Origin of the sequence: Rahnella aceris (genome assembly GCF_011684115.1) — a bacterium.
Taxonomy (GTDB): Bacteria; Pseudomonadota; Gammaproteobacteria; order Enterobacterales; family Enterobacteriaceae; genus Rahnella; species Rahnella aceris.
Genome location: NZ_JAADJV010000002.1, coordinates 321,091 through 335,633 on the forward strand (window position 1 = coordinate 321,091; position 14,543 = coordinate 335,633).

Below are 14,543 nucleotides of genomic sequence, written 5' to 3' on the forward strand. Positions count from 1 at the left end.
CTTTAACCTACCCTCAACATGCGTGCACGGGCGTAGAGTTTCCTCGACGCCCGTGCTGGTTATCAGTAAAGCTTCTTACTGTGCCCGCTTAAGGGCGATTATTTTTTGTCTTTAACTTCTTCGAATTCAGCGTCAACAACGTCGTCATCTTTCTGCGCGCTGGTATCGCCGCCTTCAGCCTGACCTTGTTGCTGAGCCATTTCCATCAGTTTGCCGGAAACCTGTACCAGCGCCTGGATTTTCGCTTCGATATCAGCCTTATCTTCACCTTTAGCAGACACTTCCAGTGCTTTCAGGGCTTCTTCTACTGCGGTTTTGTCTTCAGCTGGCAGTTTGTCGCCAGCTTCTTCCAGTTGCTTACGGGTACCGTGGATCAGATGGTCCGCCTGATTGCGGGTCTGAACCAGTTCTTCAAACTTACGGTCAGATTCAGCATTGGCTTCAGCATCGTTAACCATTTTCTGGATTTCTTCTTCGCTCAGACCAGAAGATGCCTTGATGGTGATCTTCTGCTCACGGCCGGTATTTTTGTCTTTCGCAGACACGTGCAGGATACCATCGGCATCAAGGTCGAAGGTGACTTCGATCTGAGCCTGACCGCGTGGTGCTGCCTGAATACCGTCCAGGTTGAACTGACCCAGAGATTTGTTATCACTTGAACGCTTACGTTCACCCTGCAACACATGGATGGTGACTGCAGACTGGTTGTCTTCCGCAGTAGAGAACACCTGACTGTGTTTGGTCGGGATGGTGGTGTTTTTAGTGATAAGCGGAGTCATCACGCTGCCCATGGTTTCGATACCCAGAGACAACGGAGTCACATCCAGCAGCAGAACGTCTTTCACGTCACCTGCCAGGACACCACCCTGAACTGCTGCACCGATTGCCACAGCTTCATCCGGGTTCACGTCTTTACGTGGTTCTTTACCGAAGAAATCAGCAACTTTCTTCTGAACCATTGGCATACGGGTCTGACCACCCACCAGGATAACGTCCTGAATGTCAGAAACTGACAGGCCTGCGTCTTTCAGCGCCACTTTCAGTGGTTCGATAGAACGGTTAACCAGGTCCTCAACCAAAGATTCCAGTTTTGCACGGGTCACTTTGATGTTCATGTGTTTTGGACCTGACGCATCAGCAGTGATGTACGGCAGGTTCACGTCAGTTTGCTGAGCAGAAGACAATTCGATCTTCGCTTTTTCAGCGGCTTCTTTCAGACGTTGCATCGCCAGTGGATCGTTACGCAGATCCATGCCTTGCTCTTTCTTAAATTCTTCAACCAGATAGTTGATCATACGGCTGTCGAAGTCTTCACCACCAAGGTGAGTGTCACCGTTGGTCGCCAGTACTTCAAAGGTTTTTTCGCCGTCAACTTCATCAATTTCGATAATAGAGATATCGAAAGTACCACCACCGAGGTCGTATACCGCGATAGTACGGTTGCCGATTTCACGATCCAGACCATAAGCCAGTGCCGCAGCAGTCGGTTCGTTGATGATACGTTTGACTTCCAGACCTGCGATACGGCCAGCGTCTTTCGTTGCCTGACGCTGAGCATCGTTGAAGTAAGCAGGTACGGTGATAACAGCTTCAGTTACAGGTTCACCCAGATAATCTTCAGCGGTTTTCTTCATTTTCTTCAACACTTCTGCAGAGATCTGCGGAGGTGCGATTTTCTGACCTTTAACGTCGATCCAGGCGTCGCCATTGTCAGCGCTTACGATCTGGTAAGGCATGATGCCTTTATCACGTTGTACTTCTTCATCCTGGAAGCGACGGCCAATCAGGCGCTTGATCGCGAACAGGGTGTTCTGCGGGTTAGTCACAGCCTGACGTTTAGCCGGAGAACCTACCAGAGTCTCGCCATCTGCCGCATAAGCGATGATGGAAGGAGTGGTGCGGTCGCCTTCAGCATTCTCCAGTACACGAGCAGTCGTGCCATCCATGATAGCTACACAAGAGTTGGTGGTGCCCAGGTCGATCCCAATAATTTTACCCATCTAAAACGTCTCCACTTAAATTCATATTCGTTCAGGTTGCTACTGTATATGTGGCCGATCTTTTCGATTTCAACAGCCCCATTTAACGGATTTCCCGACGGTAACAACTGCGGTTGGGAATAAGATGGGGCCATGCAGCTCAGCATCAAGGGGCAAAGTGAAAAAAAATCTTCAATTGCTGTTACGCCAGATCAATGTTTGCTGACGCAACCCTCCTTATGATGCCGCGCGCTTCTAAAGATATGTGGGTTTTTTACTCATTTCCCAAGCGTTTCTTCCCCCGATTATCAATTAATAATAATTCCGATACAGAGGATCTATGCACAGCAAAACGTTGGCAAATCCAGGCCCGCTCGGGTTGATGGGATTTGGTATGACCACTATCTTATTGAATTTACACAATGCAGGCTTTTTTCCCCTGACAGCAGTGATTGTCAGTATGGGGATTTTTTATGGTGGTTTGATTCAGATTCTTGCCGGGATGATGGAATTTAAAAAAGGGAATACGTTCGGCACGACCGCATTCACTTCTTATGGCGCATTCTGGTTAAGCCTGGTTGGCATCCTGATGCTGCCGCGCATGGGCATGGCTGAAGCCAGCAGCGAAAGCTTCCTTGGCGCTTACCTCGGCATCTGGGGCGTGTTCACCTTATTCATGTTCTTTGGCACCCTGAAAGCAAACCGTGGTTTACAGATCGTTTTCGGCAGTCTGGTTATTCTGTTCGCGCTGTTGTGCTTCGGTAATATGACCGGAAACACGGCGGTACTGCATTTTGCCGGTTTCGAAGGGATCTTCTGTGGCGCCAGCGCGATTTATCTGGCGATGGCCGAAGTGCTGAACGAGCAATATGGCCGTACCGTTTTGCCGGTCGGTGAGCCGAAAAACCACGCTCCCCAGGTTGACGCGGTTGTGGCATAAGCCCCCTCAGCCAGACGCAAAAAGCCCTGCGATGCAGGGTTTTTTTATGCATAAAAGAAATCACTGGCCGGAAGTTGCGCCTTCGGCAAATTTCTCTGTACGGATCGTTTCGCTGTTCAAATCGCGGCTAAGGTAAATACCGGTCAGCAAGCCAATCACCGACAAGGCCAGCACATAATAAGCCGGAGCCATCGGCGTCAGACGCATAATCAGCGTGACGAAGACCGGAGTCAGGCCGCCGAAAATCGCGTAGGCCATGTTGTATGAGAAAGAGATGCCGGTAAAACGCACTTCCGCCGGGAAGGCCCGCACTATCACATAAGGTACTGCGCCGACCACACCTACGCTCAACCCCGCCAGCGCATACATGCCCATCAGCACCGAGGCATCAGCCGCGACCATGTGATAGAAAGACCAGCTGCAAATCCCGAGGAAGAGACTGCCGAAAATAAAGGTTTTGCTGGCACCGAGGCGATCAACAATGCTTCCCGAGATAATGCATCCAAACATCAGCGCTACTGTAGCCAGACAGTTGGCTTGTAATGCGGCTGCCGCCGGAATGCCGAATTGCTTCTGCAACCAGGTTGGCGTCATCAGGATCACCACCACGATACCGGCGGATAACAGCCAGGTCATCAGCATCGATACCACGATTTCTTTTTTATGATTGGCCACGACAGATTTCAACGGCAATTCTTCCGCCAGCGCCTTATGCGCTTTCATTTCCATAAAGACAGGCGTTTCCTGTAACCATCGGCGCAGATACATCGCGATCAGACCAAAAATGCCGCCGATGAAAAACGGAATACGCCAGCCGTACTGACTGATGGTCGCTGGCGTCAAGCTGGTGTTCAGTAAAGTTGCCACCAGAGAACCCAGCAGAATCCCCAACGTTAAACCGGCGGTGAGGGTGCCGCAGGCGAAACCAATGCGGTTACGTGGCACATGTTCAGCGACAAACACCCACGCGCCCGGCACTTCGCCGCCGATCGCCGCGCCCTGTAACAGACGCATCAGCAGCAGCAACAGCGGTGCTGCCATGCCAATCGAGGCGTAGGTTGGCAACAGCCCCATTGCCAGTGTCGGTAAAGCCATTAATAAAATACTCAGGCTGAACATGCGCTTACGGCCAACCAAATCACCGAAGTGCGCCATGATGATACCGCCCAACGGGCGCGCCAGATAACCGGCAGCGAAAATACCAAAAGTCTGAACCTGACGCAGCCAGTCGGGCATATTGGCCGGGAAGAAGAGATCGCCAATTACCGCAGCGAAAAAGACGAAAATGATGAAATCGTAGAATTCGAGGGCGCCACCCAGTGCCGCCAGGGAAAGCGTTTTGAAGTCCTGCCGGTTCAACCGGCGCGATTGTGTGTGTTGCATAGGATACCGTCAGACACCAGAGTAAAAAATGGAAAAAGGTTTTGCCACCTTATGTAAAGTAATCCTTACTATAGCGGCAAATATTTTTCACACCAGTGGTGTCTGACGCTTAACGTCGCTAAATTTCAAAAAGGAACTGTATTCAGTTTTTTATCTCGCGGCGGGCACTTTTCGGACGGAAAGCTGCTACCACCTCATCATGCGTTTCAACGTAAGGTCCGTCGAGCAACTGGATGCAATAGGGCACACTGGCAAAAATGCCGGAAACAATCACTTTACCGTCGGCATCTTTCAGTCCTTCCAGCGTTTCCTGAATAGATTTCGGCTGGCCAGGTAAATTCAGGATTAAAGCCTGTTTGCGGATCACCCCAACCTGACGTGACAAAATTGCCGTCGGTACAAAGTGCAGGCTGATCTGACGCATCTGTTCGCCGAAACCGGGCATTTCACGATCGGCAACAGCCAGCGTGGCATCCGGTGTGACATCCCGGCGCGCAGGCCCGGTTCCCCCGGTGGTTAACACCAGATGGCAGCCGCTTTCATCAACCAGTTCACTGATAGCCTGTTCAATCAAAGGCTGCTCGTCCGGGATCAGCTTTTTCTCCAGCTTAAAAGGCGTAATAAGCGCTTTTTCCAGCCATTCTTCCAGTGCCGGAATACCTTTGTCCTGATAAACACCGCTTGAGGCGCGGTCCGACACTGATACCAGACCAATCCGTAATGTATCCATGCTATTTCTCCACAGCATTTTTCTTCGTAGTCACAGCACTCAGTATATCGGTAACCGGCCGGTGGTTTTATCGCAGGCACAAAAAAAGCGGCTGATTAGCCGCTTTATGCTGGAACTGAATGCTGATTACAGCAGGTCAGAAATCATTTTTTCCAGTTTACCCTGGTCGATTGCAAACTTACGGATGCCGTCAGCCAGTTTATCGATCGCCATTGGATCCTGGTTGTGCTCCCAGTAGAACTGAGATTCAGTCAGTGGCGCAGGACGTGGCTTGGTTTCGCCGGAGAAGGACAGTTTACGTTCCAGCGGGCCTTCGCTTTCTGCCAGTTCTTTCAGCAGTGCAGGGGCGATGGTCAGACGGTCACAGCCAGCCAGTTCGATGATTTCACCGATGTTACGGAAGCTTGCGCCCATCACGACAGTTTCGTAGCCGTGTTGTTTGTAGTATTCGTAGATTTCGGTTACGGACACAACGCCCGGATCTTCATGCGGTGCGAACTCTTTTTTGTCACCATTGGCTTTGTACCAGTCAAGGATACGACCAACGAACGGAGAAATCAGGAACACGCCCGCTTCAGCACAAGCACGCGCCTGTGCGAAGGAGAACAGCAGCGTCAGGTTACAGTTGATGCCTTCTTTTTCCAGTTTCTCTGCAGCGCGGATGCCCTGCCAGGTAGAAGCCAGTTTGATCAAAATACGGTCGTTGCTGATACCCGCATCGTTATACAGTTTGATCAGGCGTTTGGCTTTGGCCACGCTCGCGTCAGTGTCGTAAGACAGACGTGCATCAACTTCTGTTGAAATGCGGCCCGGTACCAGTTTCAGAATTTCCAGACCGATGTTCACTGCCAGTTTGTCAGCGGCATCAGTAATCTGCTGGTCGTGATCGCTGCTCTGGTCACGTGCCCAGGCGATTGCTTCGTCGATCAGTTTACGGTATTCAGGAATTTGCGCAGCGCTGAGGATCAGTGACGGGTTGGTGGTCGCATCCTGCGGCTGGTACAACTTCATTGCCGCGATATCTCCGGTGTCAGCAACAACCTGAGTCATTTGGCGTAGGGAAGTCAGTTTATCGGTCATTTTGGCATATCTCATCGTTTGGACGTTTTCGTATAGGCATTTTCATGCCTTGCCTTTGGCTGATGATAACATGCAAAAAGCCAGGCGCAAGGCGCATATCACGGCATGCTCGGCTACGAACATCTATGGATTTCTCACCTTCCAAAACACACAAAATTAGCCAAAATGCACATGTTACCCGTTCGATAAAACAGGTATGTTAGCCACCCAAAGTGGTCATTGCCCGCAAGCAAACAAATAAAAATGATGAAGGGCAAATCAACCAAGGACAATTTATGAACGACCTGCTGGATTTTTTCGATACTATTCTCTGGAGTTCAATCCTGATTTACCTGCTATGCGGCACCGGCATTTACCTTACGTTCCGTCTTGGTTTCATTCAGTTTCGTCACTTTGGCCACCTTTTCTCCCCCACTCTTTATAAGCGAAAACACATCACACGAGGTATTTCCCCGTGGCGGACGCTGTGTCTCAGCCTTGCATCGCGTATTGGTACCGGGAATCTCACCGGTGTCGCCATCGCCATTACGCTCGGCGGCCCTGGCGCTATTTTCTGGATGTGGATTATTGCAGTTTTCAACATGGCGACGGCAATGATAGAAAACACGCTGGCGCAGATTTACAAAGGCAATGTAGCCCATGAAAAATTTCGCGGCGGGCCGGCTGATTACATGGAAAAAGGGCTTGGAATGCGCTGGATGGGTATCTTGTTTTCCTTGTTGATGGTGATTTCCTGCGGCTTTATTTTCAGCGCCTTACAGGCCAATTCCATTGCTCAGGCTTCTTTCCATCTTCTGCATGTACCGGCGCTGTCCACCGCCTGCATTTTATCCGTGCTGGTCGCGATACTGATTTTTGGCGGTATACGCGCAATCACCTGGCTTTCGAAATGGCTTGTACCGCTGATGGCCTGCGCCTACTTGTTGCTGGCCATCTGGGTTATTGGTCATCACATTGAAAAGTTGCCACAGGTGCTGGTGCTGGTATTCAAAAGCGCCTTCGGCTTACAGCAGGCCGCTTCCGGCGCACTGGCGTATGGCGTGACACAGGCCATTACGCAGGGCATGCAACGCGGCGCCTTTGCCAGCGAGGCCGGTGTCGGCTCTTCACCCAATGCGGCGGCGATGGCGGGCGTAAGCCACCCGGCTATGGTGGGGTTCAGTCAGATGTTTGCCGTCTTCATCGATACCATGGTGATCTGTACCGCAACCGCGCTGATCATCCTGACGTCAGGAGCCCTTGATCAACCTGACGCCCCGGTTGGCATCCGGCTGATACAGCAATCGATTATGCCGGTGACCGCAGGCTGGAGCCATGTGGTTCTGGCCATTCTGGTCTTCTCTTTTGCGTTCACGTCGATTGCCGGAAACTATGCCTATGCCGAAAACAATCTGAATTTCTTTCACGGTTCTTCGCCCGTTAAATTACTGATTTTCCGGTTGATGGTCATCAGCATGGTGTTCTGCGGATGCCTGATGGAATTACAAGTCCTGTGGAAACTGGCCGATATCGTCATGGCGCTGATGGCAATACTCAATCTCACCGCACTGTTGCTGCTTTCGGGCATCGCGGTCAGCGTGGTGAAAGATTATGAACGCCAGCGACGGATGGGGAAAACGCCGGTGTTTAATCCTGATCACTACCCTGAATTACGCGGTCAGCTCCAGCCCGGCGTCTGGGATAAAAAAATGCCTCCGCGCTGATTTCCTGCGCTTTTACCTATCGATATCATGCCTCCATCGCAGTGACTTTTTTGCTACAGTAAGGCAACAAAAATCCTGAATGTGAACCGTCACTGACCAACGGACGAGACTATGCTGACCATTATTTCACCTGCCAAAACGCTCGATTACGAAAGCCCGCTTGCGACAACGCGCTATACCCAACCGGAGCTGCTGGATAAATCCAGCCAGCTGATTACCGTGGCACGTAAAATGTCTCCTGCGCAGATTTCTTCACTGATGGGGATCAGCGACAAACTGGCCCATCTGAACGCCGAACGTTTTAATGACTGGCAGCCGGATTTCACGCCGGATAACGCCCGTCAGGCCTTGCTGGCCTTTAAAGGCGATGTGTATACCGGTCTGCAGGCAGAAGATTTCAGTGAGAAGGATTTTGATTTTGCACAGAAACATCTGCGGATGTTGTCAGGTTTATACGGCCTGCTGCGTCCGCTGGATCTGATGATGCCTTACCGTCTGGAAATGGGTATCCGTCTGGAAAATCCCCAGGGCGCGAATCTGTATGCCTTCTGGGGAAATTTGCTGACCGAAAAACTCAACCAACTGCTCAGTGAACAAAAAAGCAAAGTGCTGGTGAATCTGGCGTCTGATGAATACTTCAAAGCGGTGAAACCCAAACTGCTGGATGGCGAAATCATCAAGCCGGTATTCCTCGACGAGAAGAACGGCAAATACAAAGTCATCAGCTTCTACGCCAAAAAAGCGCGTGGCCTGATGAGCCGCTTTATTATTAAAGAGCGTCTGGATAAGCCGAAACAGCTTCAGGATTTCAATCTGGAAGGTTATGAATTTGATGAATCACGTTCGCAGGGCAATGAACTGGTGTTTACCCGTCCTGAGCGCTGATTGACCTGATCTGCGGATACAAAAAAGCCCTCACGAAGAGGGCTTTTGCCTGTCTGAAACACAATATTTATTCAGGCAGCGCCATCAGGAATGCACGCATCTCGCTGAAATCAGCCGGAAGATTATGCGACAACAATGGCAGGTCAGCGCGATCCGCCAGTTCTTTCGGTAAACCGATGTCCTGATCCAGAATCGCTTCCACGCTTTCCTTGAATTTTGCCGGATGTGCAGTACCGATGAACAGGCCGAACTCGCCCGGTTGCAGCTGGTCACGCAGCACACGGTAAGCAATTGCCGCGTGAGGTTCAGAGATATAACCGATATTGGCCAGCTCGCGCATCGCGTCTTCGGTGGTGTCATCGCTGACCGCACCGAAGCCCAGATCTTTCAGCTGCCAGGTTTTACGACGATACAACTCTTCCACACGCGGCCAGTTGTTTGGCTGGCTGACATCCATAGCGTTCGACAGAGTGGCAACGGTTTTCTTCGGTTCCCACTCGCCGTTAGACAGGAAACGCGGCACCGTATCATTGGCGTTGGTCGCCGCAATAAAGCGTTTCACCGGCAGGCCGAGGGATTTCGCCAGCAGACCAGCGGTCAGATCACCGAAGTTACCGCTTGGTACGGAAACCACCAGCTGATTGCGCGCTTCCTGAGGCAGTTGGGCAACCGCTTCAAAGTAGTAGCAAATCTGCGCCAGCAGTCGGCTGATATTGATGGAGTTAGCTGAGTTCAGTTTCAGCGCGTGTTTCAGTTCTTCATCATCAAACGCCTGTTTCACCAGCGCCTGACAGGCATCAAAGTCGCCGTCGATGGCGACGGTATGAATATTTCCGCCAAGCGTACAGAACAGTTTTTCCTGCAACGGGCTGATTTTGCCGCGCGGATACAGAATCACCACACGAACATTTTTCAGACCGTGGAACGCATGTGCCACTGCCGCACCGGTATCACCGGAGGTCGCGGTCAGAATAGTCACCGGCTGATCGCCAGATACCTGAGTCAGGATCTGCGCCATGAAACGGCCACCGAAATCTTTAAAGGCCAGGGTCGGGCCGTGGAACAGTTCCAGACAGGCAATGTCGTCTTCTACTTTGGCAACGGGTGCCGGGAAGGCAAACGCATTTTTTACACGCTGATATAATTCTTCTTCCGGAATTTCATCGCCGATGAAAGCAGAAAGAATTCGGCTGCTGCGGGTGACGAAATCCAGTTCCAGCAAGCGATCAATTTCGGTCAGTTCAAACTCAGGCAATTCCAGCGGGAAGAATAATCCCTGCTGTTTTCCAAGACCTTGTTTGACGGCCTGAGCAAAGCTGACCTGCTCGTTGTGATCCTTCAGGTTGTACAGTTTCATTAGTTATCCCAATAAATTATCGAGTTATCCCAATACCCGCGCGCCCGCGGTATCAAGACGACAAATATGAACAAAGCCTTCGTCATTTTGCAGATAATGCGTCTGCAACCAGTCAGCCATACGTTTCGCTGTCGCACTGTCGTTGCACACCGCGAACAACGTCGGGCCGGAACCGGAAATCCCGCAAGCCAGCGCACCAATTTCTTCTGCGGCGCTGCGGGCTTCGGCAAAGCCCGGCAGCAGACGGGTGCGGTAAGGTTCAGCAATCACATCTTTCATCAGTTTTGCGGCCAGCGCAGGTTGCTGAGTGTGGCAGGCATGAATAAAGCCCGCCAGATAACGTCCGTGGCTGATGCAATCCTGACGGCGATACTGCGCAGGTAAAATGGCACGCGCCTCGGCCGTCGAGACTTTAATCCCCGGATACGCCATCACCCACAGCCAGTCATCAAAGCCTGGCACGTCCTGGCTGATGATATCGAGTTCTTCCAGCATCAGCTGAATGCCGCCTAAATAGCATGGCGCCACATTATCGAAATGTACGCTACCGGAAATCCGCCCTTCCAGCTCGCCCATCAGCAACAGCATCTGGTTTTCATTCAGCGGTTTACCGCAAAACTCATTCATCGCCATCAGACCGGCGACCACCGAACAGGCGCTGGAGCCCAGACCTGAGCCGATCGGCATGTTTTTTTCCAGCGTCATCGCCACCGGCACTTCTTTGCCGATTTCCTGACAGAAACGCTGCCAGCACTGATAAACGATATTGTCTTCCATGCGATCCGGCAGTTTAGACACAAACTTGCCTTCGTTTTTCAGACTGAACACTGTGGCCGCCTCAACGGAAACACAGTCGCCCAGCAGCGTGCCATCCACCGGAGACACGGCCGCGCCCAGAACATCGAAGCCTACGCTGACGTTCCCGATTGAAGCCGGGGCATACACCTTAACCATATTAAACTCCTAACTTCCATGACAGCGTTCTCAAAAGATCGGCAAACACACCTGCCGCTGTCACATCATTACCGGCACCGTAGCCACGCAGAACCAACGGCAACGGCTGATAATAGCGGCTGTAAAACGCCAGCGCATTCTCCCCATTTTTTACTTTATAAAGCGGGTCATTACCATCGACGGCATCGATTTTTACTTTGCATTGTCCGTCTTCGATAGCACCGACATAACGCAATACTTTACCTGCGGCGGTGGCATCCGCAACACGCCTGGCAAATTCGGCATCCAGTTCCGGCAGACGCGCCACAAATTCATTCACAGTGCCTTCGCTATTGAAGGACGGCGGCAGAACGGATTCCACGTCAATATCCGTCAGCTCCAGTTTGTAACCGGCTTCACGCGCCAGGATCAGCAATTTACGGGCAACGTCCATACCGGACAGATCATCACGCGGATCCGGTTCGGTATAGCCCATCTCTTTCGCCTGCAATGTTGCAGCAGATAACGACATGCCTTCATCCAGCTTACCGAAGATGAAGGACAGCGAGCCGGAGAGGATGCCGGAGAAACGCATCAGCTCATCACCGGCATTCAGCAGGTTTTGCAGGTTTTCGATGACCGGTAAACCCGCGCCGACGTTGGTGTCATAGAGGAATTTACGGCGTGAACCATCCGCCGCTTTACGCAACTGATGGTAGTAATTCATGGAAGAAGTATTGGCCTTTTTGTTCGGCGTTACGACGTGGAAACCGTCGGCAAGGAAATCGGCGTATTGATCAGCCACTTCCTGACTGGAAGTACAGTCAACAATCACCGGATTCAGCAGGTGGTATTCTTTCACCAGACGGATCAGACGTCCCAGATTCAGCGGCTCTTTCGCGGCACCCAGTTCATCACGCCAGGTTTCCAGCGCAATGCCGTGAACGTTAGTCAGCAATGCGCGGGAGTTGGCGATGCCGCAAACGCGCAGATCAATATGTTTGGTTTTCAGCCACGCTTGTTGACGGCGGATCTGTTCAATCAACGCCCCGCCCACGCCGCCTACGCCGATCAGGAAGACTTCGATAACCTGATCAGTGTTGAACAGCATCTGGTGGCTTACGCGCACACCGGTGGTCGCATCGTCGTTATTGACGACCACCGAGATAGAACGTTCAGACGACCCCTGCGCAATCGCCACGATATTGATATTGGCGCGCGCCAGTGCCGAGAAGAATTTCGCCGAGATACCGCGCAGGGTACGCATGCCGTCGCCGACGACAGAAATAACCGCCAGCTTCTCCATCACATCCAGCGGCTCAAGCAGACCGTCTTTCAGCTCCAGATAGAACTCGTCTTCCAGCGCTTTACGGGCGCGTTCCAGTTCGCTTTGCGGCACACAGAAACTGATGCTGTATTCAGAAGAAGACTGGGTGATCAGCACCACCGAAATGCCTGAACGGGACATCACCGCAAACACGCGCGCCGCCATGCCGATCATCCCTTTCATACCCGGACCGGAAACGTTGATCATCGCCATGTTGTTCAGATTAGTGATGCCTTTCACCGGCGTATTATCGCCGAGGCTTTCGCTGCCAATCAGCGTGCCTGGCGCCTGCGGGTTGGTGGTGTTTTTGATCAGGCAAGGGATCTGGAACTGGGCAATCGGCAGGATGGTACGCGGATGAAGCACTTTCGCACCAAAGTACGACAGCTCCATCGCTTCCTGATATGACATGGATTTCAGTAAGCGGGCGTCCGGCACGATGCGCGGATCGCAAGTATACACACCGTCGACGTCAGTCCAGATCTCACAACAGTCGGCACGTAAACAGGCAGCCAGCACGGCGGCTGAATAATCGGAACCATTACGTCCGAGCACCACCAGTTCGCCCTGCTCGTTACCGGCAGTGAAACCGGCCATCAGCACGATGTGATCGGCTGGAATAGCGCTGGCGGCGATACGCCGGGTGGATTCGTTGATGTCCACAGTCGATTCAAGGTAATGCCCCTGCGCGAGCAGTTTTTCGACCGGGTTAATGACGGTGACGCCAAAACCTTTGGCCAGGAACACCGCTTCCATAATAGCGATAGAGAGCTTTTCACCACGACAGATGATGGAGGCATTTACACTGTCCGGGCATTGTCCCAGCAGGGCAATACCGTGCATCAGTTGTTTAAGCTGAGCGAATTCGTGATCGACAAACGCTTTCACTTTCGGCAAATCAAAACCCGGTTGCGCGGCCGCCAGGCCGGTTATCAGCTGACCAAAAATGTTTTCCGCATCACTCATGATGGTCTGAATGTCCTGCCCTGCGACAGTTCGTTCAATCATAGCAACCAGATAGTTGGTGATTTTGGCAGGCGCGGATAATACCGTCGCGACCTGTCCCTGACGTGCATTGCTTTCCATAATGTCCGCAACCCGCAAGAAGCGTTCTGCGTTTGCTACCGAGGTCCCGCCAAATTTCAACACTCGCATTTCTGGTTCTCTCCTGAAGCTCTCGTTTAAATGTAAAAAAAAAGCCCGCACTGGTTAGGTGCGGGCTTTTTTTCTTTTTCCTGTACGCGTCAGCCCGCCCCGTTACCTGTGGTATCGGTGGTGGTAATAATTGTTGTGTTCAGGCTGATGATTCGCATTTTTATTTTCTGTCTGTCTTTAGGTTTGTACTCTGTCTGCCTCTATTAGCTAAAGCATAAGGCACAATAAGTCAATTTTTTTCTATTTTCGGCAGGTTAATCACGGACAGAATGAAATGGATAATTATCTGCCTTTAAAAGCATTTCCAGTACGATCGATAACTCTGCTATCACCGCACCGGATATCGAACTGTAGCGGTAAGGATTCCCCTCACATCATTGGGTCAGTTTTTTTTCGATGTCATGTAGCAAAGTATGCAGCATTGCCGCATCGCGCTGCTGCAAAAGACCGAGACGCTGATGCAGCCAGTCGGACAATTTCTGGTCATCTTCTGCCCCGACATTTTCCAGTAATCGCCCGACCCGTGCACGCAATGCCGACAACTGTCCCGCTTCGGCATTTTCAGGTTTCACTGAGGTCACCTGATTGAGAGACGATAACTGATAACAGAATACCATCACGGCCTGCCCCAGATTCAGCGACGGGTAATCCGCCACCATCGGAACGCCGGTCAGCACATCAGCCAGTTCCAGCTCTTCATTGGTCAGCCCGGAATCCTCACGGCCAAATACCAGCGCAGCGTGATTCACCCACTGGCTTTTCTCTTCAAGCTGCACCTGCAACTCCTGAGGCGTGCAGTAATAGTGAAATTTAGCCCGGCTGCGGGCCGTCGTCGCGACAGTAAAATCAATATCAGCCAGAGCTTCTGCCAGTGTGCTGAAATGCAGAGCATTTTGCAGGATGTCCTGCGAACCATGTGCCACCCAACCGGCTTCCGGCTTGAGATGTGCCTCGCTGTCCACAATACGCAAGGAAGCAAAGCCCATGGTTTTCATTGCGCGGGCTGCCGCACCGACATTTTCCGGGCGAGCCGGTGACACTAAAATAATATGAAGTTGCATATGACGCCTT

Annotated in this window: 12 protein-coding genes and 1 other annotated feature; of the genes, 3 read left to right on the top strand and 9 right to left on the bottom strand. The window is 51.8% G+C overall.

Annotated features, from left to right (window positions below):
- Nucleotides 1-98: 98 nt before the first annotated feature.
- On the bottom strand, nucleotides 99-2,000 hold the full coding sequence (gene dnaK / locus GW591_RS13840) for a molecular chaperone DnaK (RefSeq protein WP_013577068.1): 1,902 nt from the start codon (nucleotides 1,998-2,000) through the stop codon (nucleotides 99-101).
- 319 nt (nucleotides 2,001-2,319) lie between these two features.
- On the opposite strand from dnaK, the gene satP reads away from it, so the two are divergent.
- Nucleotides 2,320-2,919 carry an acetate uptake transporter gene (satP, locus tag GW591_RS13845; RefSeq protein WP_013577069.1) on the top strand — a complete coding sequence of 200 codons (600 nt, stop codon included), beginning with the start codon at nucleotides 2,320-2,322 and terminating at the stop codon, nucleotides 2,917-2,919.
- A 60-nt stretch (nucleotides 2,920-2,979) separates the two neighbouring features.
- On the opposite strand, the gene GW591_RS13850 is transcribed toward satP, so the two are convergent.
- The 3 genes from GW591_RS13850 to tal all read right to left on the bottom strand — a co-directional run bounded on the left by GW591_RS13850 (nucleotide 2,980) and on the right by tal (nucleotide 6,112).
- Nucleotides 2,980-4,302: an MFS transporter gene (locus GW591_RS13850; RefSeq protein WP_166860811.1), complete on the bottom strand. Its 1,323-nt coding sequence runs from the start codon at nucleotides 4,300-4,302 to the stop codon at nucleotides 2,980-2,982.
- A 142-nt stretch (nucleotides 4,303-4,444) separates the two neighbouring features.
- Nucleotides 4,445-5,032, bottom strand: coding sequence for a molybdopterin adenylyltransferase (gene mog / locus GW591_RS13855; RefSeq protein ID WP_013577071.1), 588 nt, complete (start codon nucleotides 5,030-5,032; stop codon nucleotides 4,445-4,447).
- Between the two features lie 126 nt (nucleotides 5,033-5,158).
- Complete coding sequence (gene tal, locus GW591_RS13860) at nucleotides 5,159-6,112, bottom strand: transaldolase (protein ID WP_037033577.1); 954 nt, start codon at nucleotides 6,110-6,112, stop codon at nucleotides 5,159-5,161.
- 275 nt (nucleotides 6,113-6,387) lie between these two features.
- On the opposite strand from tal, the gene GW591_RS13865 reads away from it, so the two are divergent.
- Nucleotides 6,388-7,815, top strand: a complete 1,428-nt coding sequence (locus tag GW591_RS13865; RefSeq protein ID WP_126125179.1) for an alanine/glycine:cation symporter family protein — start codon at nucleotides 6,388-6,390, stop codon at nucleotides 7,813-7,815.
- Nucleotides 7,816-7,926: 111 nt separating this feature from the next.
- Nucleotides 7,927-8,700 (top strand): peroxide stress protein YaaA, encoded by a 774-nt coding sequence (gene yaaA / locus GW591_RS13870; RefSeq protein ID WP_037033470.1) that lies wholly within the window; start codon nucleotides 7,927-7,929, stop codon nucleotides 8,698-8,700.
- Nucleotides 8,701-8,767: 67 nt separating this feature from the next.
- On the opposite strand, the gene thrC is transcribed toward yaaA, so the two are convergent.
- The 5 genes from thrC to GW591_RS13895 form a co-directional block, all read right to left on the bottom strand.
- The gene (gene thrC / locus GW591_RS13875; protein ID WP_013577075.1) at nucleotides 8,768-10,057 is read right to left on the bottom strand and encodes a threonine synthase; all 1,290 of its coding nucleotides are present in this window, start codon (nucleotides 10,055-10,057) and stop codon (nucleotides 8,768-8,770) included.
- Between the two features lie 24 nt (nucleotides 10,058-10,081).
- Nucleotides 10,082-11,011, bottom strand: coding sequence for a homoserine kinase (gene thrB / locus GW591_RS13880; protein WP_037033471.1), 930 nt, complete (start codon nucleotides 11,009-11,011; stop codon nucleotides 10,082-10,084).
- A 1-nt stretch (nucleotide 11,012) separates the two neighbouring features.
- Nucleotides 11,013-13,472: a bifunctional aspartate kinase/homoserine dehydrogenase I gene (gene thrA, locus GW591_RS13885; RefSeq protein WP_013577077.1), complete on the bottom strand. Its 2,460-nt coding sequence runs from the start codon at nucleotides 13,470-13,472 to the stop codon at nucleotides 11,013-11,015.
- A 34-nt stretch (nucleotides 13,473-13,506) separates the two neighbouring features.
- Nucleotides 13,507-13,623, bottom strand: a sequence feature (Thr leader region).
- A complete protein-coding gene (gene thrL, locus GW591_RS13890; protein WP_071823645.1) occupies nucleotides 13,562-13,630 on the bottom strand; it encodes a thr operon leader peptide in 69 nt (22 codons plus the stop codon). (Overlaps the previous feature by 62 nt.)
- A gap of 216 nt (nucleotides 13,631-13,846) precedes the next feature.
- A complete protein-coding gene (locus GW591_RS13895; protein ID WP_013577078.1) occupies nucleotides 13,847-14,533 on the bottom strand; it encodes a tRNA/rRNA methyltransferase in 687 nt (228 codons plus the stop codon).
- Nucleotides 14,534-14,543: the final 10 nt, after the last annotated feature.

Coding starts and splice junctions, on each gene's coding strand:
- dnaK (WP_013577068.1), bottom strand. CDS start 2,000: ATGGGTAAAATTATTGGGATCGACCTGGGCACCACCAACTCTTGTGTA.
- satP (WP_013577069.1), top strand. CDS start 2,320: ATGCACAGCAAAACGTTGGCAAATCCAGGCCCGCTCGGGTTGATGGGA.
- GW591_RS13850 (WP_166860811.1), bottom strand. CDS start 4,302: ATGCAACACACACAATCGCGCCGGTTGAACCGGCAGGACTTCAAAACG.
- mog (WP_013577071.1), bottom strand. CDS start 5,032: ATGGATACATTACGGATTGGTCTGGTATCAGTGTCGGACCGCGCCTCA.
- tal (WP_037033577.1), bottom strand. CDS start 6,112: ATGACCGATAAACTGACTTCCCTACGCCAAATGACTCAGGTTGTTGCT.
- GW591_RS13865 (WP_126125179.1), top strand. CDS start 6,388: ATGAACGACCTGCTGGATTTTTTCGATACTATTCTCTGGAGTTCAATC.
- yaaA (WP_037033470.1), top strand. CDS start 7,927: ATGCTGACCATTATTTCACCTGCCAAAACGCTCGATTACGAAAGCCCG.
- thrC (WP_013577075.1), bottom strand. CDS start 10,057: ATGAAACTGTACAACCTGAAGGATCACAACGAGCAGGTCAGCTTTGCT.
- thrB (WP_037033471.1), bottom strand. CDS start 11,011: ATGGTTAAGGTGTATGCCCCGGCTTCAATCGGGAACGTCAGCGTAGGC.
- thrA (WP_013577077.1), bottom strand. CDS start 13,472: ATGCGAGTGTTGAAATTTGGCGGGACCTCGGTAGCAAACGCAGAACGC.
- GW591_RS13895 (WP_013577078.1), bottom strand. CDS start 14,533: ATGCAACTTCATATTATTTTAGTGTCACCGGCTCGCCCGGAAAATGTC.